We start from the raw sequence: 18,488 nt of genomic DNA on the forward strand, positions 1-18,488 counted from the left end.
TGCCCTATCCTTTGTTTGTTTATCCCTTCTTTGATTACCATGTCTGTCTCTTCTGCAAGTTGTTTTCTAGTAAGGAAATCAGAAATTGAATTTTTTCCCTTTGTATTGTCAAGAAATTCTAATGCTTTTTCAACACTTCCAAATGTTGTGATTAAGAAATCTCTTTTTTTCTCATTTACTTTGATAATAGAAAAGTAGTACGCGTCTGACATGTTTGGTTCAATTATCATTGGAATACAGGTTTCATAATCAAGGTCGATTGGTTCTATGTTTTCCAAAAAGATAAGTAAATTTCTATTTTCAATAAACGTAGAATCTTTCCATATTTTCTTTGGAATTTCTTTATTTTCCTTTATCCCAATTACTTTGGCTTTGGAAAAGAATTTTTTATTATGTAAAAAAATAATCCTATCTGATTTTTTGATTTCCTTCCAAACTCTAAAATTGTTTTCGGTATTTAATATTCCCCATACCCCAATATTTTTTTCAAGATTATTTTTGCTAATGATATTTTTCATCAATTTACTTGTAGGGAGTAATCTTTCTACACTTTTCTGGTAATTATCTAGAAGCGTTTTTCGATGTAATGATATAAGCAACAAATTATTTTTTCTTGTATTCTTTTTCATATCTTAAAATTGATTCAAATTTGATTATGAATAAAACAGTTTTTCTTCTCCTAACATTCCAAGAAGATGTTTTGCCCAATATCTGCAAAAATGTTGGGGTTTGTGTGGTTTTGTATGATTATTTATTCTCACAAAAAAATGTGGCCCTTGTTTGTTTGCAGGGGCTTTGTTATCGTACATAACTACGGCATCTGTTGACCGTTTTACATTAATTACACAAATCATGTTTTCTGGCTCTTTTCCAAAAAATTCTTTAAGAGACTTGCCTGTATAAGACTTCTTGTTTCTTGCTATTTCCAGAGGAGTCCCAACAGCTACAATCTCTCCCCCTTTTTCGCCGCCTTCTGGTCCGAGATCGATTACCCAGTCGGCGTTTCGGATCATATTCATTTCATGCTCAATGACCACAACCGTATTCCCTTTAGAGACCAATTCTGTGAGCACCTCGAGTAATTTTCTAATATCATCAAAATGCAAGCCCGTAGTCGGCTCGTCAAGCATATAGAGAGTTTTCCCAGTGGATTTCTTTGAGAGTTCTGTTGCTAATTTTACGCGCTGCGCCTCCCCGCCAGAAAGCGAGGGGGCTGGCTGGCCAAGCTCAACAACACGATCTTCGTCTCGCGCGCCGACCGGATCGGGGTGCAACGGCAGGTAGAACAGGTCCGCACTGCGCTCGCGGAGCATCAGCCGGTGACGATCTTCCCCGAAGGCACGACGACCGACGGCACCAGCCTCCTGCCGTTCAAGCCCTCGCTCTTCGCCGTGCTCGCCCCGCCGCCACGCGGCATTCGCGTCCAGCCGATCCTGCTCGATTTCTACGGCCGGGGCTGGGAGACGGCGTGGCTTGGCGAGGAGACCGCCCCGCACAATGCCTGGCGCGTCCTGTGCCGACGGCGGATCATTCCGGTCCGCCTGCTCTTCCTCGAACCCTTCGACCCGGCGCATTGCAACGACCGAAAGGAGATCGCCGCCACCGCGCGCGAGGCGATCCGCCACGCGCTCTCGGCTAGTCTTGGCGGCGCGCCTGTCCTATAGGCGCGCGCCATGTCCCAAGGCACCACCACCAAAACCGCGCCCCAAAGCTATTTCGTCAAAAGCTTCGGCTGCCAGATGAACGTCTATGACGGCGAGCGGATGGCCGAGCTGCTCGGCGACAAGGGGATGCAGGCCGCCGCCAGCGCCGACGAGGCCGATCTCGTCGTGCTCAACACCTGCCATATCCGCGAAAAGGCGGCGGAGAAGGTGTACTCCGATATCGGCCGGATCGCCAAGCGTGCCGGCAAGGACGGCGGCGCCAAGCCGATGATCGCGGTCGCCGGCTGCGTCGCGCAGGCCGAGGGCGCGGAGATTGTGCGGCGAACGAAGGACGTCGATATCGTCGTCGGTCCGCAGGCCTATCACAACCTGCCCGAACTCGTCGCCAAGGCGGCGCGCGGCGAAAGCGCGCTCGACACCGACATGCCCGCCGCGAGCAAATTTTCCGCGCTGCCCGGCCGCAAGAAGCAGGCGCCGAGCGCGTTTCTGACCGTGCAGGAAGGCTGCGACAAATTCTGCACCTATTGCGTCGTCCCCTATACGCGCGGCGCCGAGATCAGCCGGCCCCGGGGCGACCTGATCGACGAGGCGAAGGCGCTGGTCGATGCGGGCGCGAAGGAGATCACGCTGCTCGGCCAGAACGTCAACGCCTGGACCGGCGAGGACGAGGCGGGCCGCGAACAGGGCCTCGACGGCCTGATCCGCGCGCTCGATCGCGTCGAGGGCCTGGCGCGCATCCGCTACACGACGAGCCATCCCAACGACATGACGCAGGGGTTGATCGATGCGCATGGCGATGTCGCCAAGCTGATGCCCTATCTGCACCTCCCCGTGCAGTCGGGCTCCGACCCGATCCTGAAGGCCATGAACCGCAGCCACGCGGCGGAAAGCTACCTCGCGATCATCGAACGCGTCCGCGCGGCGCGGCCCGATATCGCGATCTCGGGCGATTTCATTGTCGGTTTCCCCGGCGAGAGTGACGAAGACTTTGAGGCCACGCTCGATATCGTCCGCGCGACCAGTTACGCGCAGGCCTTCAGCTTCAAATACTCCCCCCGCCCCGGCACCCCGGCCGCCGAGATGGACGACACCTTCGTCCCCGCCGAAATCGCCGACGACCGCCTGCAACGCCTCCAGGCGCTGCTCAACGAACAGCAGCAGGCGTTCAACCAGGCGAGCGTCGGCAAGACGACCACGCTGCTCCTCGAACGCAACGGCAAGAAGCCCGGCCAAAAGATCGGCAAGTCGCCGTGGCTGCAATCGGTGCATGTCGAGACGGATGCGCCGATCGGATCGCTGGTGGAGGTGGAACTGGTGAGCGCGGGGCCGAACAGTCTGGGTGGGGTGATCATCGCAGAGTCGGGCGGAAGCTGAGCGTCGACTTCGACGGGCCGCTGCCTGGCGCGTGATCGGGTTCGTTCAAAACACTGTCATTGCGAGCGAAGCGAAGCAATCCAGAGCCCCAGAGCGCACCGCTTGCTGCTCTGGATTGCCGCGTCGCCTTCGGCTCCTCGCAATGACGATTCAATCAAGACTCATCACGCTCTAGCCCCGCACCGTCGGGTTCCGGCCCGCGACCGGGCCATTGCAGGAAACCTCACAAAGTTCACGCCTGCTTGACACATGCTTGACACAGGCCGGGGGTGTGGACCGGAGAAAGGGTCCGAGCTGGTATCAAGATACCCGAACGTCGCACAAGTCCCGCGTCCACGCGCGCGGGGCGGCGGCGAAGGCGAATGGGCGCTCGGGACCGCACCGCCCGAAACGATCGCGCCCGCTTGTCCCCATATGCACCGCTGAGAAAGAGCCGGCATCGAGGCTATCAGGCCAAGGGGGCAGGAGGACAGCGAAAACGTCCGCATTGCGCCGAGAATGGATGACTCGCTGATCGCCTGAAACGCCTCCAAGCAACTAACAGCAGCTCGCGTTCAACTATGCCAGCATTGGCAAGCACACGACGCTCCTCCTCGAACGCGACGGCAAGAAACCCGGCCAGCGCATCGACAAATCGCCGTGGCTCCAATCGGTGCATGTCGAGACGGAGGCACCGATCGGGGAGTTGGTCGAGGTGGAATTGGTGAGCGCGGAGCCGAGCAGCTTGGGTGTGGTATTGATGCGGCCATGATAGCCGGTAATGATGCGGAATGATCATCTATCTGACTGGCAGTCCCGCCACGGGCAAAACCACTCTAGCTGAACGCCTATCCGATCGCATTGACAACTTAATTCATTTTCGTTTCGGCAACGTACTTACGGAGCTGATACAGCAGAATCATGAGGTCACCCAAGAGGCACTTAGGACCTCAACCTCTCATATCTCAACGCCAGACATCGTGAATCAGGTTAATGAGAATGCCATTGAAACTTGTGAAAAACACAGAGGCGTCGGGAGCGTTATCGTAGACACTCATGCAGTCACAACGGAAGAGACAGGTTTTCGAGTGACGCCGATGTCGGTGGCACAAATGAAAAGATTGAACCCCGATGCATTTGTCTGCCTCACAGCCCGACCTGACGTTAGGGCCATTCGTGTAAAGGAAGACGCCAAAGGCCGGCCTTTGCTAGACGAAGAACAGCTACGCACACAATCCATGCTGCAGGAAAGTCTTGTAATCTCTTATGCCGCAGCGACCGGAAAACCGGCATACTTCATGTGCAACGAAACGACGAAAGATTTGTCCAGAATCGAAGCGGAACTTATCGCACTAATCTCTTGATGCCGATCGTTATTTTACACTGCGTTTTTGAGCATTTTTTGCAACAGATCTCCGCGCTTTAGCGACTCACCTTGGTATATCACTTCTGAAAATGTATCGTCGAAGATGCGCTCCCCATCTTTTTTTTCAACATGGGCATGAATTCCTACCTCTTGAGGGCGATCGGCGGTCCAAACTATCGCTGGAGTTGACGCCCAAACTCGAAAATCATGATCGGCCGCATATTCGTCCAGATTAAGCTTTCGATCCGGCGAGATTTTGTCAGCGTTCATCAGAAAGGTGTCGTGCAACGGTTTTAGCGGTGTCGAAACGATCGGCTTCTTGCTCCACGTACTGTCGCGACCGCATGCCGCACAGAAGTGCTTCCTGTGAGGTGTTTCAGCAAAACTACCCATGTCAAGGTGAGGAAAACCACAATTCGTGCAATTTATGCAGTCCATCTCCTTGCCCTGTTCCAGCCCGACTATAAATTCCAATGCCGCTGGCGGCGTGATATTTACCCGTTTGATCGACGCCGACTTGAATAAGTCGAGCTTCGAATCGTAAAGCAGCGAGATTGCGGGGTAGTCGCCATCAATTTGCTTTTCACCTCCTGAACGCTCTCTCAAATGAACATGTATACGGGGGACGCGTGTCTTTATCGGATTTGATGCAATGGCAGCAGGGAGAGAACACCAAATTCCGACCTCGGCGTATTCCGCCACGTCGATTGTCTGCGGATCAACAACGTAGTTCATTCCTTGAATATGATTTGCACAATGCATCTCGCCAGTATCGTCAAGCGACTTCTCATCTGCTTTCGTTCCCCAGTGCTTTTGATGGGTCCGACACCAAAGGCGCGTCGCACCGTTCCGAAATTTACCCGCTGATACGAAATCGCAGGGTAGGATAGCATCAGTGCCCTGCTTGTCCTTGAAGATCCCCATCATCTCCGGAGAAGAGACAGCGATATTACCCATCGTCCGATCGTCCGCCCAGCAAACGGCAAAAGTCTTTGCAGCGACCGTGTCATCCACGGCAGGAATCTCTGTCTCATCACAAACCTTTTCGACGAATATCTTTTTGGCAGGCGGCCCAGGCTCCCACCTCGCCTTCCAAAACTCGACCCGTCCGGTCTTCTGGTTTGCTTTTCGTTCGATGAACATTGTGGGCTGATCCTTATCGCGTCGCAAATTTAGATAGAAAGCCAAACCTACAGCTGCAATGTCCCGACTCGGCGGAAATCAGGTCCAACCGTTTTGCGTTGGGCGGCGATCAAAACCCCCACCCCGCACACATCCCCTCTGGATTCCCCCCGCCACCCCGCTAAATTGCTCCCCGAATGGCAAAGAAAGCAGCGCAAGCGGCGTCCGCAGGCCGCACCCGCCTCGACCTGGAATTCGAGCAACCGCAATTGCTCGGCGCCCTGTTCGGTGAGTATGACCAGAATCTCGTCGCGATCGAAAACCGCCTCGGCGTCTACATCGCCGCGCGCGGCAACAAGCTGACGATCGAGGGCGAGGAGGAGGCCGCGGCGCGGGCGCGCGATGTGCTGACCGGGCTCTATAATCGGATCGCCGAGGGGCAGGAGATCGACACCGGCGCGGTGGAAGCCGTGATCGCCATGTCGGCCGAACCGACGCTGGACGGCGTGATCCGCAAGGACGTGTCCGAGCCGCCCAAGGTGATGATCCGCACGCGCAAGAAGACGATCGTCCCGCGCTCGCTCAACCAGACGCGCTATATGGAGGCGCTGGCGCGCGACGACATCATCTTCGCGCTCGGCCCCGCGGGCACCGGCAAGACCTATCTCGCCGTGGCGCAGGCCGTGCATCAGCTGATCACCGGGTCGGTCGAGCGGTTGATCCTCTCCCGCCCGGCGGTGGAAGCGGGCGAGAAGCTCGGCTTCCTGCCCGGCGATATGCGCGAGAAGGTCGATCCCTATCTGCGCCCGCTTTACGACGCGCTCTACGACATGCTGCCCGCCGACCAGGTCGAGCGGCGGATCGCCAATGGCGATATCGAGATCGCGCCGATCGCCTTCATGCGCGGGCGGACGCTCGCCGATGCGTTCGTGATCCTCGACGAGGCGCAGAACACGACGCCGGCGCAGATGAAGATGTTCCTGACGCGCTTCGGCGAGAACAGCCGGATGGTGATTTCGGGCGACCCCAAGCAGGTCGACCTGCCGGGCGAAGGAATTTCCGGGCTGGCCGATGCCGTCTCGCGGCTCGAAGGCGTGAAGGGCTTCGGCACGATCCGCTTCGGCGCCGGCGATGTCGTGCGCCACCCGATCGTTGGCCGCATCGTCGAAGCCTATGAGGGGCCGGCATGATCGAAACCGCCATTTTGTGCGAAGGCGATTGGGACGACGATACCGACTGGGACGAGCTGGCGCGAAAGGCCGCCACCGCCGCGATCAAGCAGACGCCGCATGGCGATCTCGTCGCCGATCCGGTTTCGGTCGAAATCTCGGTCAAGTTCGCCACCGACGCAGAAGTCCGCAAGCTCAATACCGCCTATCGCGACAAGGACAATCCGACCAACGTGCTGTCCTTTCCGATGGTGCAGCCGGACATGCTGGGCGGCCTCGCCAACAGCGACGATGGCGAGGTGCTGCTCGGCGATATCGTGCTCGCCGACGGGGTCTGTGCGGCCGAGGCGGCAGAGAAATCGATCCCGGTACGCAATCATGCGGCGCACCTGATTGTCCATGGCACGTTGCATTTGCTAGGGTATGACCATGAACAGGGCGAGGCGGAAGCCGAGGCCATGGAAGCGATGGAGCGCGCCGCGCTGGCTTCCCTTGGCATCGGCGATCCCTATATGCCCGCCGAAACAGCTGACGAGGTATAGCAATCACAGCCGATGGCCGACGATTCGAGTAGCACCGCGCCCGCCGATAACAACGGTGGGCGCTTCTGGCAGGGCCTTCGCGGGCTCCTTTTTGGCGATGACGGCGAACAGAGCCTGCGCGACGAGCTCGAGGCGGCGATCGACGAGCATGCCGGCAACCGGCCGGGAAGCGGCGATCTTTCGCCGCTCGAGCGGCAGATGCTCAAGCGGCTCCTCCATTTCGGCGAGACGACGGCGGACGATGTCTGCGTCCCGCGCGCCGACATCATCGCGATCGAGGAGAAGGAGGATTTCGACACCGTCGTGAAGGTCTTCACCGAAGCCGGGCACAGCCGCCTCCCCGTCTATCGCGAAACGCTCGACGAGGTGATCGGCATGATCCACATTCGCGACGTCTTCGCGGTGCTGGCATCGGGCGAGAAACGGCCGGCGACGATCGAGGCGTTCATCCGCGAGCCGCGTTACGTCCCCGAATCGATGGGGGTGCTCGATCTGCTCGCCGAGATGCAGGTGACGCGAACGCATATGGCGATCGTGCTCGACGAATATTCGGGCACCGAAGGCATCGTCACGATCGAGGATATCGTCGAGGAAATCGTCGGCGAGATCGAGGACGAGCATGACGAGGAAGCGACCGAATTGCTGACCGAAACGCCCGACGGGCATTGGGAGGCCGAGGCGCGCGCGGAACTCGACGACGTTGCCGAGATCGTCGACGAGCGGCTGGGCGAGATCGATGAGGATGTCGACACGCTGGGCGGCCTTGCCTTCGTGCTCGCCGGCCATGTTCCCGAAGAGGGCGAGATGCTCGAACATCCGAGCGGGTGGACGCTGGAGGTGACCGAAGGTGACAGCAAGCGCGTCACCCGGCTAAGGCTGCACCCGCCGAGCGACGAGGAAAAGACCGGAGAGAGAGGCGAAGGCGATGGCGATCTCGCGTAAAACGACACGGCGCATCCTGTTCGTCCTGTTCGGCGTCCTCGTGCTGGCGCTCGTCACCTGGCTGGCGATCCGGCCGCGCGAGGCGACGCTGACGGTCGAGGATGTCAGCGGCACCGACCCGGTGCTCACCACCCCGCGCGAAGAAACGATCCCGATGATGAACGTTGCCGAGGCGATCGGCTGGGAGGACGGCGAGATGCCGACCCCGGCCGAAGGGCTGGAGGTCAACGAGTTCGCCGGCGATCTCGATCACCCGCGCTGGATGCTGACGCTCGACAATGGCGATGTGCTCGTCGCGGAAACCAATTCGCCGCCGCGCGATTATAGCGGCATTCGCGGCTGGTTCGAGCGGCGGCTGATGACGCGCGGCGGATCGGCCGGCGACTCCCCGAACCGGATCACCCTGCTCCGCGATGTCGATTCGGACGGCACCGCCGACCAGCGGCGTGCGTTGCTGACCGAAGAGAATGGGCTCAACTCGCCCTTCGGCATGGCGGTCGTCGACGGCTTTCTCTACGTCGCCAATACCGATGCGCTGATCCGCTTTCCCTTCGAACCGGGCCAGATCGAGATCGAGGGCACGGGCGAGACGGTCGTCGACCTGCCCGCCAACGCCCCCAACAGCCACTGGACCAAGAGCCTTGTCGTCGATCCGGACGACCCGAACCTTTTCTATGTCGGCGTCGGATCGAACAGCAATATCGGCGAGAACGGCATGGAGATCGAGGAAAACCGTGCGGCGGTGCTCCAGGTGAATGTCGAAGAGCGCGAAACGCTGATCTACACCGCCGGCATGCGCAATCCGGTCGGCCTCGATTTCGAGCCGAATAGCGGCCGCCTCTATGCCGTCGTCAACGAACGCGACATGATGGGCGGCGACCTCGTCCCCGATTATCTAAGCGTCGTCGATTTCGGCGCGCATTATGGCTGGCCGGGCGTCTATTGGGGTCGTTATCTGGATGAGCGCGTCGAGCCGATGACGCCGCGCATGGCGCAATATTCGCGCGTTCCCGAATATGCGCTGGGGCCGCATACCGCCTCGCTCGGCCTTGAGTTTTCCGAGAACGCACGCCTCGGCGAACCCTTCACCGGCGGCGCATTCATCGGCCAGCACGGATCGTGGAACCGGCGGCCGATGTCCGGTTACAAAGTCGTCTTCGTCGCCTTCGAGAACGGCCGCCCGGCGGGCGCCATGATCGACGTGCTGACCGGTTTCCTCAACGACGACAACCAGGCGCGCGGCCGGCCCGTGGGCGTGATGACCGACGCAACTGGCGCGTTGCTCGTGGCGGACGATGTCGGCAACCGCATATGGCGGGTGAGCAATCCCCGGCTGGCGCGGCGGGGCGGAAACTAAAGCAAGACCGGGCTTGGCTTGAGCATCGTCCTTGCGAGCGCAGCGAAGCAATCCAGAGCCAAACAGGGCAACGCTTACGGCCCTGGATTGCCGCGTCGCCTTCGGCTCCTCGCAATGACGGCGTGATGTCTTAGTCTGTCGCGAACAGCTGCCTCGGATCCCTGAAAGCCTTGAATTCCAGCGCATTGCCCGCCGGATCGCGGAAAAACATCGTCGCCTGCTCGCCGGGCTTCCCTTCGAAGCGGACATAGGGTTCGATCACCCAGTCGACGCCTTCGGCCTCCAATCGCTTCCAAAGCGCACGAAAATCGTCCCAAGCCAGCACCACGCCGAAATGCGGCACAGGGACGTCATGGCCGTCGACCGGATTGCGGGCACCTTCCTTGGCCGCCCCGGCATCGAGATGCGCGACGATCTGATGGCCGAAAAAGTCGAAATCGATCCAATGGGTGTCCGACCGGCCTTCCGGGCAGCCGAGCAGTTCGCCATAAAAGCGCCGGGCCGCGTCGAGATCGTCGACGGGAAAGGCAAGGTGGAATGGAGAAAGCTGGCCCATGCCTCCGTCTATTGCCAAGCCGCCGCTGCCACGCAATAGCCGCAGCCGATGAAGCACCTTCTCCTCGCCCTGCTGCTCGGCGCCGCTTCCGCGACCGGTTTTGCGCCGCTCGGCCTGTGGCCGCTGACGATCGCCGCCTATGCGCTGCTGATTGCGATGACGATTTCGCGGCAGCAGCTGCGCAGCGCCTTTGCCACAGGCTGGGCATTCGGGGTCGGGCAGTTCATCGTCGGGCTGAACTGGATCGCGACCGCCTTCACCTATCAGGCGGCGATGCCGGCCTGGCTGGGCTGGATCGCGGTCGTGCTGCTTTCGCTCTATCTTGCCGTCTATCCGGCCTTGGCGACGGCCATCGCCTGGCGCTTCGGCAAGGCGATGCCGCTGACTTTCGTGCTGTTCTTCGCCGCCGCCTGGATCGTCACCGAATATCTGCGCGCCTTCGTCTTCACCGGCTTCGCCTGGAACCCGCTTTCGGCGATCGCCATCGCGCATATCGGGAGCGGCGATGTCGCCAACGGTCTCGCCTCGTCCGCGCGATGGATCGGGACCTATGGCGTATCGGGGCTGATCGTGTTGCTGGCGGGTGCCTTCTATCTCGGCTGGCAGCGGCGCTGGACTGCGGCACTCGGCATTGGCGCACTGCCCGTTGCCGCATCGATCGCGGGTGTCATCGCTGTATCTTCCATTGCGACAGTCGATCCTGACGCATCGGCGATCCGCGTCATCCAGCCGAACATCAACCAGAACGAGAAATGGGACGCCGACCTCGCACTGCGCAATTTCAACCGGCTGGTCGAGCGCACGGGCGAAACGGGGGACAAGCCGCGCCTGATCTTCTGGCCCGAAGCCGCCGTGCCCGAATTCATCGAGGACGACCCGATGGCGCGGGCGCGCATTTCCTCGCTGCTCGGCGAAGAAGATTTGCTGCTGCTCGGCGCCAGCAAGCTGATCTGGGAAAATATCGAGAATGGCCGCCGCCGCACCATCGGCGCGCGCAATGCCTTCTACGTGATGGACGCCAATGGCGACCTGCTGGCGCGCTACGACAAGGCGCATCTCGTTCCCTATGGGGAATATCTCCCCATGCGGCCGGTGCTCGAATCGATCGGGCTTTCAAGATTGGCCCCCGGCGATCTCGATTTCTGGCCGGGGCCGGGGCCGCAGACGCTCGAGCTGCCCGGCTTCGGCACGGTAGGGGGACAGATCTGCTACGAGATGGTGTTCTCCGGCGAGGTCGTCGAGCGCGCCAACCGGCCCGACTTCCTGTTCAACCCGTCGAACGACGCCTGGTTCGGCGCCTGGGGCCCGCCACAGCATCTCGCGCAGGCAAGGCTGCGGGCGATCGAGGAAGCCATGCCCATCATCCGCTCGACGCCGACGGGCGTGTCGGCCATCATCGACGCACGGGGCGTGGTCGTCGATCATATCCCCTATCACCAAGCGGGGACGATCGATGCGCGTCTGCCCGCACCGGCGCCGCCGACATTGTTCTCGCGCTTCGGCAATATCCTGCCGATGATCTTCGCCGCGATGCTGATCGGCATTTCGCTTCTGCTCGGGTGGCGCGAGCGCCGGCGCGGTTAGTTCGCAGGCTGAAATTTGCCGTCTCCGCGACAAGGCGTTTGCAACTGCGCGCTGCGCCCCCTATGACATATAACGAATCCTTTATATGTGGATTGGCGGCTGAGGCCGTCCGGTCCCTTTTCGCAGGAATTGAGGAAAATTATGCGCGGCAATTATCTTTTCACGTCCGAAAGCGTCTCCGAGGGCCATCCCGACAAGGTGTCGGACCAGATCTCCGACGCCATCGTCGACCTGATGCTCTCCAAGGATCCCGAATCGCGCATCGCCTGCGAAACCATGACGACGACGCAGCGCGTCGTGCTCGCCGGCGAGATCCGCTGCGCGCCCATGTACGATGCCGAGAAATATGCCGACAATGGCGGCTGGGCACCGGGCGCACGCGACGAGATCGAGGAAGCGGTGCGCAAGACGGTCAAGGAGATCGGCTACGAGCAGGACGGCTTCCACTGGAAGACGCTGGAGTTCGAAAACCATCTCCACGGCCAGTCGAGCGAGATCGCCCAGGGCGTCGATGCCGGCGAAGAGGGATCGAACAAGGACGAGGGCGCGGGCGATCAGGGCATCATGTTCGGCTTCGCCTGCGACGAGACGCCGGATCTGATGCCGGCGACGCTCGATTACAGCCACAAGATCCTGCACCGCATGGCCGAGGACCGGAAGAGCGGCAAGGCCCCCTTCCTCGAGCCCGACAGCAAGAGCCAGATCACGCTGCGCTACGAAAACGGCAAACCCGTCGCCTGCACCGCCGTCGTCGTCTCGACCCAGCACGGCAAGGGCTATCACACCGGCGACAAGGAAGCCGAGCTCAAGGCCTATGTGAAGGAAACCGTTGCCGACATCCTGCCCGACGGACTGATCAGCGACGAGACCGCCTGGCACATCAACCCGACCGGCGCCTTCGAGATCGGCGGGCCCGACGGCGATGCGGGGCTGACCGGCCGCAAGATCATCGTCGACACCTATGGCGGCGCGGCCCCGCACGGCGGCGGCGCGTTCAGCGGCAAGGACCCGACCAAGGTCGACCGCTCGGCCGCCTATATCACCCGCTATCTGGCGAAGAACGTCGTTGCCGCGGGGCTGGCCACGCGCTGCACGATCCAGATCGCCTATGCCATCGGCGTCAGCGAGCCGCTGTCGCTCTATGTCGACACGCATGGCACCGGGACCGTCGACGACGAGAAAATCGAAGACGCGATCAAGAGCATCGCCAAGCTGAAGGGCCTGACCCCGCGCGGCATCCGCACGCATCTCGGCCTCAATAAGCCGATTTATCGCGTCAGCGCCGCCTACGGTCATTTCGGCCGCGACGTGAAGGGCGATACCTTTCCGTGGGAAAGGACCGATCTGGTCGAGGATCTGAAGGCCGCGCTCTAGCACCGGCTGGGACACGAACAGCAAGGGCGGCGCGAGCTATCGTGCCGCCCTTTTTTTGCGCGCCTGTTTCGACAGCGCCGCGCCGAGGCGATAAGGGCGGCGACATGACCGACCAAGCCAATCTCTTTGCGCGTTTCCTGGCCGCCGCCAAACAGGCGGGCGACAAGCCGTTCCTTGTCGAGGGCGATACGGTGCGGCTCTCCTATGCCGATCTCGACCGCGAGACCGCGCGCCGGGCGGCGGCGCTGGCGGGCCTCGGCGCGCAGCCAGGCGACCGGATCGTCGTGCAGGTCGACAAGTCCATCGAGAACGTCCTGCTCTATCTGGCGAGCCTGCGCGCGGGCCTTGTCTATGTCCCGCTCAACACCGCCTATACGCCGGCCGAGCTTGATTATTTCATCGGCGATGCCGAGCCGGCGGTGGTCGTGTGCGATCCCGCGAAGCAAAGCGCCATCGCGGACGTCGCGGGAACGGCAAAGCTCGTGACGCTCGATGCCGAGGGCATGGGCACGCTGACCGATGCCGTGCAGGCGAAAGACACCACGGATCTTGAGACCGCCCACCGCGCCACCGACGACCTTGCCGCCATCTGCTACACGTCGGGGACGACCGGCCGTTCCAAGGGCGCGATGCTGAGCCATGGCAATCTCGCCTCGAATGCGGAAACGCTGTTCGACATCTGGCACTGGCAGCCGGACGATGTGCTGATCCACGCCCTTCCCATCTACCACGTCCATGGCCTGTTCGTGGCGCTGCATCTGGCTCTGCTCGGCGGTTCGACGATCCGTTTTCACCAGGGCTTCGACGCCGGTGCCGTGCTCGCCGACCTGCCGCGATCGAGCGTGCTAATGGGCGTCCCCACCTTCTATGTCCGCCTTGCCGCGCATGACGGGCTGACACGCGACGCGGCCCGGAACATGCGGCTTTTCATCAGCGGTTCCGCGCCGCTGCTCGAAAGCACCTTCGCCGAGTTCGAGGCGAAGACCTGCATGCGTATGCTCGAACGCTACGGCATGACCGAGGCGGGCATGATCTGCTCCAATCCCTATGACGGTGAGCGCGTTCCCGGCACCGTTGGCTTCCCCCTGCCCGGCGTCTCGGCGCGCGTCGCCGATGAGAGCGGCGCCGAAGTGCCGCGCGGCGAGCCCGGCGTGCTGGAGATCAAGGGACCGAACCTGTTCCAGGGCTATTGGAAGAAGCCTGACAAAACGGCCGAAGAAATGCGCGCCGACGGCTATTTCGTCACCGGCGATATTGCGACGATGGACGCGGACGGCCGCGTCGCGATCGTCGGCCGGGCGAAGGATCTGATCATCGCCGGCGGACTCAACATTTATCCCAAGGAGATCGAGCTCGCGATCGACGCGGTACCGGGCGTCGGCGAAAGCGCGGTGATCGGCGTCCCGCACCCCGATCTGGGCGAGGCGGTGGTGGCGGTGGTGACGCGCATCGACCCGGATCTCAACGAGGCGGCAGTGCTGGAGGCGCTCGGCGACCTCGCCCGCTTCAAACAGCCCCGCCGCGTGATCTTCGCCGACGCCCTCCCGCGCAATGCGATGGGCAAGGTCCAAAAGGCGAAGTTGCGCGAGGCTCATGCCGGGCTGTATTCAAGCAGTTGACCGGACCAGGCGTTTGACCGATCTTCGCGCGGGATATTCGAGGGGGCGAATATGAGCGACGAGGAAGAACCCGAAACGCCGGGTGGCAGCTGGAAAACGGCCTACGACATCCACAAGCTGGCCGCGACGAAGAATTCGGAGATGGTCCATGAATTGAGCAAGTGGCTTCTTGCCTCATTGCTCGCCACGCATGGCGCCGCCATCGTAGCGCTGATCGGCTCCGAAATCGTCGACGTTCCGATGGCGATCTCCTTCGCCTGCTTCGTGATCGGGATTATGTGCGCCTGCCTGTCATCCGTGAATGCGCGAAAGGCGAATACGACCCAAGTCGACTATGCTCTGGCCTATTGCGTTTCGCTGGCGAACGAAGGGGAGAAGGCTCAACCTCCCGCAGGCGAAGAGCTGACCGCGCAATATGTCCGGTATATGGGCCGCTCGCGCATGCTCGACATGATCTCGATCGCGCTTTTCGGCTTCGGCGCAGCACTGGGCGCCTATGCAGTCCTGACCGCCGGAGCGCCACCCGAAAGCGGCATGACGAAAACCCTGGAATTCATTGTTCGCACGACCGGCTGATTGGCCTACAGGCGGCGCGATGAATGAAGACCCCGCCACCATCCGCCGCCTTTATGGGCGATCCAAGGGCCATAAGCTGCGCGACAAGCAGCAACACCTCCTCGACGGCATGCTGCCCGAGGTCGCGGTGCCCGCCTACGGCCCGCTCGATTCGACGCGGCTGTTCGGTGACGACCGCCCGCTCGAACTCGAAATCGGGTTCGGATCAGGCGAGCATCTCGCCGCGCAGGCCGAGGCGCGGCCGGAAACCGGCTTCATCGGCTGCGAGCCCTTCGTCAACGGCGTGGTCGGCGCGCTCGGCCATATCCGCGACCGGGAGCTATCAAACGTCCGCGTGCACATGGACGACGCGCTCGATGTATTGGACCGCCTGCCCGATGTCTCGCTGGAGCGCGTCTACCTTCTCCATCCCGATCCCTGGCCCAAGGCGCGGCACGCCAAGCGGCGGATGATCAACCACGGCCCGCTCGATCTGATCGCGGCCAAGCTGAAACCGGGAAGCGAATTCCGGCTCGGCACCGACGATCCGACCTATTGCCGCTGGTCGATGATGGTCATGGGGCAGCGTAACGATTTCGAATGGCTGGCCGGGCGGCCCGCCGATTTCCTGAACCGTCCCCGCGACTGGCCCGAAACGCGCTACGAGGCCAAGGCCCGCAAGAAGGGCCATGAGGTCTGGTATTTCCGCTACCGGCGGACGTAGCTGCTAGGCGCCCGGCGTCAGCCTGAGCAACCGCCCGCCGGGTCCGCCCGGCCGTTCCTGGTCTTCGAGCACCCAGATCGCGCCGTCGGGCCCGATTTCGACCTCGCGCAGGCGGTTCTCCATCGGATAGCGGGCCGCTTCGCGGGCGCTCTCGCCATCGAATTCGACACGGACCAGCGCCTCGGCTTTCAGCCCGGCGATCAGCAGGTCACCCTGCCAGCCCGCGAACATCTCGCCGGTGTAGAAGGCCATTCCGCCCGGCGCGATGACCGGCGTCCAGGTGATTGCCGGGGCGGGAAGTTCGGGGCGTGTGTCATGGTCGGGAATTTCCGTGCCGTCATAATGATCGCCGTTCGACACCACTGGCCATCCGTAATTGACGCCGCGTTCGACGAGGTTGAGTTCGTCGCCCCCCGCCGGTCCGTGCTCTACCTCCCAGAGCCGGCCTTCGGGATCAAAGGCGAGGCCGAGGATGTTGCGATGGCCATAGGACCAGATTTGCGCCGTCGCCTCGCCGCCGCCGACCAGCGGGTTGGGCACGAGATTGCCGTCGGGATCGAGGCGGACGATGGTGCCGAGCGTGTTGCCGATATCCTGCGCCGGCTCCATCTTCTGCCGGTCGCCGCTGGCGATGTAGAGATAGTCGCCGTCGGGCGAGAAGGCGATGCGGTGGCTGTAATGGCCGCGCCCGGTGACCTTCGGTTCCTGCCGCCAGATCGTTTCGATGTCGGTCATCGCGGTCCGGCCGTCGCCGCCCATGACGAGCCGCCCGCGCGCAACCACCGCGCCACGCGTATCGTCCGGTCCGGCCTCGGCATAGGAGAAGTAAATCCACTCGCCGTCCGGCCCGACGACCACGTCGCCCAAGCCACCCTGCCCGCCATAATCGACCTCGGGCAGCCCGGTCACCTCGTGCCGTCCGGTCCCGTCGATCCGCCACATCCGGCCGCCGAGTTCGGTGACGAGCATGTCCTCGCCCCAGAATGTCATCGCCCAGGGCTCTTCGAACTGCCCCATCTCCTCGATGGCGAACGAGACGTCTTCGGCAGACGCTGCGGTTTCGGGCGAGGATTGCGCCGTCGCATCGCCGCCATTCGTGCAGGCGACGAGGGCGGCGGTGGCGACACCGATGGCGAATATCGAAAGATGTTGCGGCAAGTCTTGTCTCCCTGTGGTCGCTATTGTCTAATCAATACGCTTCGGCGCGTCATTCGGTTTCACGCTTGCCCCTTCCGCCACCCGCGCCTATATAGCCCTTGCCTTCCTCTACATCGCTAGCGTTGCAGAGGCCGGTCCCGGAAGGGGCCGGCGGCGGACATTTGTGTTATAAGGATTTGCATGGCGGATATCGCCCGACTGACGCGCCTGATCGAACCCGAAGTCGAAAAGCTCGGCTTCGCGCTCGTGCGCGTCAAAATGATGAGCGGCGAGGACGGCCCGGTGCTGCAGGTGATGGCCGAGCGCGAGGATACGCGCCAGCTCGTCATCGAGGATTGCGCCGCAATCAGCCGCGCGCTCTCCAACATGCTCGACCGCGAAGATCCGATCCCCGACGCCTACCGGCTCGAAGTCTCCTCGCCCGGCATCGACCGGCCGCTGACGCGCCTCACCGACTATGACGACTGGGCCGGCCATGAGGCTCGGATCAACCTGACCGAAGCGGCCAAAGGCAAGAAGCAGCTCAAGGGCACGCTGAAGGGCCGCGACGGGGATGAGATCACCATCGACACGCCGAAGGACGGCGAGACCGTCTTCGCCTTCGACACCATTCATTCCGCCAAACTGATTTTGACCGACAGACTGATTGCAGAGACGGCGCCGCTCGATACGGGCGACGCCGAGCTCGAAACCGAAGAAGAGGAAAATTAAGCCATGGCTACCGCCGTTTCCGCCAACAAGGCCGAACTGCTTGCGATCGCCGACGCCGTCGCGCGCGAGAAGATCATCGACAAGGCGATCGTCATCGAGGCGATGGAAGACGCGATCCAGCGCGCCGCCAAGCAGCGCTATGGCCAGGAAAACGACATCCGCGCGAAGCTGGACGGCGAGACCGGCGATCTGCGCCTGTGGCGCGTCGTCGAGGTCGTCGAAGAGGTCGAGGATCATTTCAAGCAGGTCGACCTGAAGCAGGCCGAAAAGCTGCAGCCGGGCGCGAGCGTCGGCGATTTCATCGTCGATCCGCTGCCGCCGATCGAATTCGGCCGCATCGCTGCGCAGGCCTCCAAGCAGGTGATCTTCCAGAAGGTCCGCGAGGCCGAGCGCGAGCGGCAATATGAGGAATTCAAGGACCGCGCCGGCGAGATCATCACCGGCGTCGTCAAGCGCGTCGAGTTCGGCCATATCGTCGTCGATCTGGGCCGCGCCGAGGGCGTCATCCGCCGCGACGCACAGATCCCGCGCGAAGTGGTACGCGTGGGCGACCGCATCCGCAGCCTGATCCAGAAGGTCGTGCGCGAAAATCGCGGGCCGCAGATCTTCCTGTCGCGCGCGCACCCCGATTTCATGCGCAAGCTGTTCGCGCAGGAAGTGCCCGAAATCTACGACGGCATCATCGAGATCAA

18 protein-coding genes and 2 pseudogenes are annotated in these 18,488 nt (G+C 61.4%); 15 read left to right on the forward strand and 5 right to left on the reverse strand.

Translation table 11 applies throughout. The features are described 5' to 3' along the window. Both Q0139_RS11960 and Q0139_RS11965 read right to left on the reverse strand, forming a co-directional pair. Positions 1-518: hypothetical protein (locus Q0139_RS11960; protein WP_298022143.1), on the reverse strand; the 518-nt coding region annotated here is incomplete at its 3' end. Between the two features lie 363 nt (positions 519-881). After that, positions 882-1,232, reverse strand: a pseudogene (locus Q0139_RS11965) (excinuclease ABC subunit A); the annotation flags it as partial. A gap of 36 nt (positions 1,233-1,268) precedes the next feature. On the opposite strand from Q0139_RS11965, the gene Q0139_RS11970 reads away from it, so the two are divergent. The 4 genes and pseudogenes from Q0139_RS11970 to Q0139_RS11985 all read left to right on the forward strand — a co-directional run bounded on the left by Q0139_RS11970 (position 1,269) and on the right by Q0139_RS11985 (position 4,381). Beyond that, positions 1,269-1,664 carry a 1-acyl-sn-glycerol-3-phosphate acyltransferase gene (locus tag Q0139_RS11970; protein WP_298022146.1) on the forward strand — a complete coding sequence of 132 codons (396 nt, stop codon included), beginning with the start codon at positions 1,269-1,271 and terminating at the stop codon, positions 1,662-1,664. 9 nt (positions 1,665-1,673) lie between these two features. Continuing rightward, on the forward strand, positions 1,674-3,038 hold the full coding sequence (miaB, locus tag Q0139_RS11975; protein ID WP_298022149.1) for a tRNA (N6-isopentenyl adenosine(37)-C2)-methylthiotransferase MiaB: 1,365 nt from the start codon (positions 1,674-1,676) through the stop codon (positions 3,036-3,038). A 535-nt stretch (positions 3,039-3,573) separates the two neighbouring features. Continuing rightward, positions 3,574-3,789 (forward strand): annotated as a pseudogene (locus Q0139_RS11980) (tRNA (N6-isopentenyl adenosine(37)-C2)-methylthiotransferase MiaB); the annotation flags it as partial. A 19-nt stretch (positions 3,790-3,808) separates the two neighbouring features. Then, a complete protein-coding gene (locus tag Q0139_RS11985; protein WP_298022152.1) occupies positions 3,809-4,381 on the forward strand; it encodes an ATP-binding protein in 573 nt (190 codons plus the stop codon). A gap of 14 nt (positions 4,382-4,395) precedes the next feature. Here Q0139_RS11985 and Q0139_RS11990 read toward each other — a convergent pair whose 3' ends face one another. Continuing rightward, positions 4,396-5,526, reverse strand: a complete 1,131-nt coding sequence (locus tag Q0139_RS11990; protein WP_298022155.1) for a hypothetical protein — start codon at positions 5,524-5,526, stop codon at positions 4,396-4,398. A gap of 176 nt (positions 5,527-5,702) precedes the next feature. Between Q0139_RS11990 and Q0139_RS11995 the strand changes: the two genes are divergently transcribed. The 4 genes from Q0139_RS11995 to Q0139_RS12010 are packed head-to-tail and all read left to right on the forward strand — an operon-like array spanning position 5,703 to position 9,515. Beyond that, positions 5,703-6,695, forward strand: coding sequence for a PhoH family protein (locus tag Q0139_RS11995; RefSeq protein WP_298022158.1), 993 nt, complete (start codon positions 5,703-5,705; stop codon positions 6,693-6,695). Next, complete coding sequence (gene ybeY / locus Q0139_RS12000; RefSeq protein ID WP_298022161.1) at positions 6,692-7,216, forward strand: rRNA maturation RNase YbeY; 525 nt, start codon at positions 6,692-6,694, stop codon at positions 7,214-7,216. The genes Q0139_RS11995 and ybeY overlap by 4 nt, the downstream gene beginning before the upstream one ends. Before the next feature lie 12 nt (positions 7,217-7,228). Beyond that, complete coding sequence (locus tag Q0139_RS12005) at positions 7,229-8,158, forward strand: hemolysin family protein (protein ID WP_298022164.1); 930 nt, start codon at positions 7,229-7,231, stop codon at positions 8,156-8,158. Next, positions 8,142-9,515 (forward strand): sorbosone dehydrogenase family protein, encoded by a 1,374-nt coding sequence (locus Q0139_RS12010; RefSeq protein WP_298022167.1) that lies wholly within the window; start codon positions 8,142-8,144, stop codon positions 9,513-9,515. The genes Q0139_RS12005 and Q0139_RS12010 overlap by 17 nt, the downstream gene beginning before the upstream one ends. A gap of 130 nt (positions 9,516-9,645) precedes the next feature. Here the strand turns inward: Q0139_RS12010 and Q0139_RS12015 are convergent, their stop codons facing one another. Then, positions 9,646-10,071 carry a VOC family protein gene (locus tag Q0139_RS12015; RefSeq protein ID WP_298022191.1) on the reverse strand — a complete coding sequence of 142 codons (426 nt, stop codon included), beginning with the start codon at positions 10,069-10,071 and terminating at the stop codon, positions 9,646-9,648. A 48-nt stretch (positions 10,072-10,119) separates the two neighbouring features. Here Q0139_RS12015 and lnt point away from each other — a divergent pair, with 48 nt between their 5' ends. From lnt to trmB, 5 genes are all read left to right on the forward strand, one after another. Then, complete coding sequence (gene lnt / locus Q0139_RS12020) at positions 10,120-11,655, forward strand: apolipoprotein N-acyltransferase (protein ID WP_298022170.1); 1,536 nt, start codon at positions 10,120-10,122, stop codon at positions 11,653-11,655. 141 nt (positions 11,656-11,796) lie between these two features. Further along, on the forward strand, positions 11,797-13,029 hold the full coding sequence (gene metK / locus Q0139_RS12025) for a methionine adenosyltransferase (protein WP_298022173.1): 1,233 nt from the start codon (positions 11,797-11,799) through the stop codon (positions 13,027-13,029). Between the two features lie 104 nt (positions 13,030-13,133). Continuing rightward, positions 13,134-14,648, forward strand: a complete 1,515-nt coding sequence (locus Q0139_RS12030) for an AMP-binding protein (protein WP_298022176.1) — start codon at positions 13,134-13,136, stop codon at positions 14,646-14,648. Positions 14,649-14,699: 51 nt separating this feature from the next. Then, on the forward strand, positions 14,700-15,224 hold the full coding sequence (locus Q0139_RS12035) for a hypothetical protein (RefSeq protein ID WP_298022178.1): 525 nt from the start codon (positions 14,700-14,702) through the stop codon (positions 15,222-15,224). A 19-nt stretch (positions 15,225-15,243) separates the two neighbouring features. After that, positions 15,244-15,927 carry a tRNA (guanosine(46)-N7)-methyltransferase TrmB gene (gene trmB, locus Q0139_RS12040; RefSeq protein ID WP_298022181.1) on the forward strand — a complete coding sequence of 228 codons (684 nt, stop codon included), beginning with the start codon at positions 15,244-15,246 and terminating at the stop codon, positions 15,925-15,927. 3 nt (positions 15,928-15,930) lie between these two features. Here trmB and Q0139_RS12045 read toward each other — a convergent pair whose 3' ends face one another. Then, the gene (locus Q0139_RS12045; RefSeq protein ID WP_298022184.1) at positions 15,931-17,085 is read right to left on the reverse strand and encodes a PQQ-dependent sugar dehydrogenase; all 1,155 of its coding nucleotides are present in this window, start codon (positions 17,083-17,085) and stop codon (positions 15,931-15,933) included. A gap of 180 nt (positions 17,086-17,265) precedes the next feature. On the opposite strand from Q0139_RS12045, the gene rimP reads away from it, so the two are divergent. Together rimP and Q0139_RS12055 are read left to right on the forward strand one after the other, a co-directional pair. Next, entirely contained in the window at positions 17,266-17,796 is a 531-nt protein-coding gene (gene rimP / locus Q0139_RS12050) for a ribosome maturation protein RimP (RefSeq protein ID WP_298022186.1), read from the forward strand. A 3-nt stretch (positions 17,797-17,799) separates the two neighbouring features. Further along, positions 17,800-18,488 (forward strand): transcription termination/antitermination protein NusA (locus tag Q0139_RS12055; protein ID WP_298022188.1); only part of this gene is annotated, 689 nt, incomplete at its 3' end.

It is taken from the genome of uncultured Parasphingopyxis sp., from assembly GCF_937129435.1.
In the GTDB taxonomy this organism is placed as follows: domain Bacteria; phylum Pseudomonadota; class Alphaproteobacteria; order Sphingomonadales; family Sphingomonadaceae; genus Parasphingopyxis.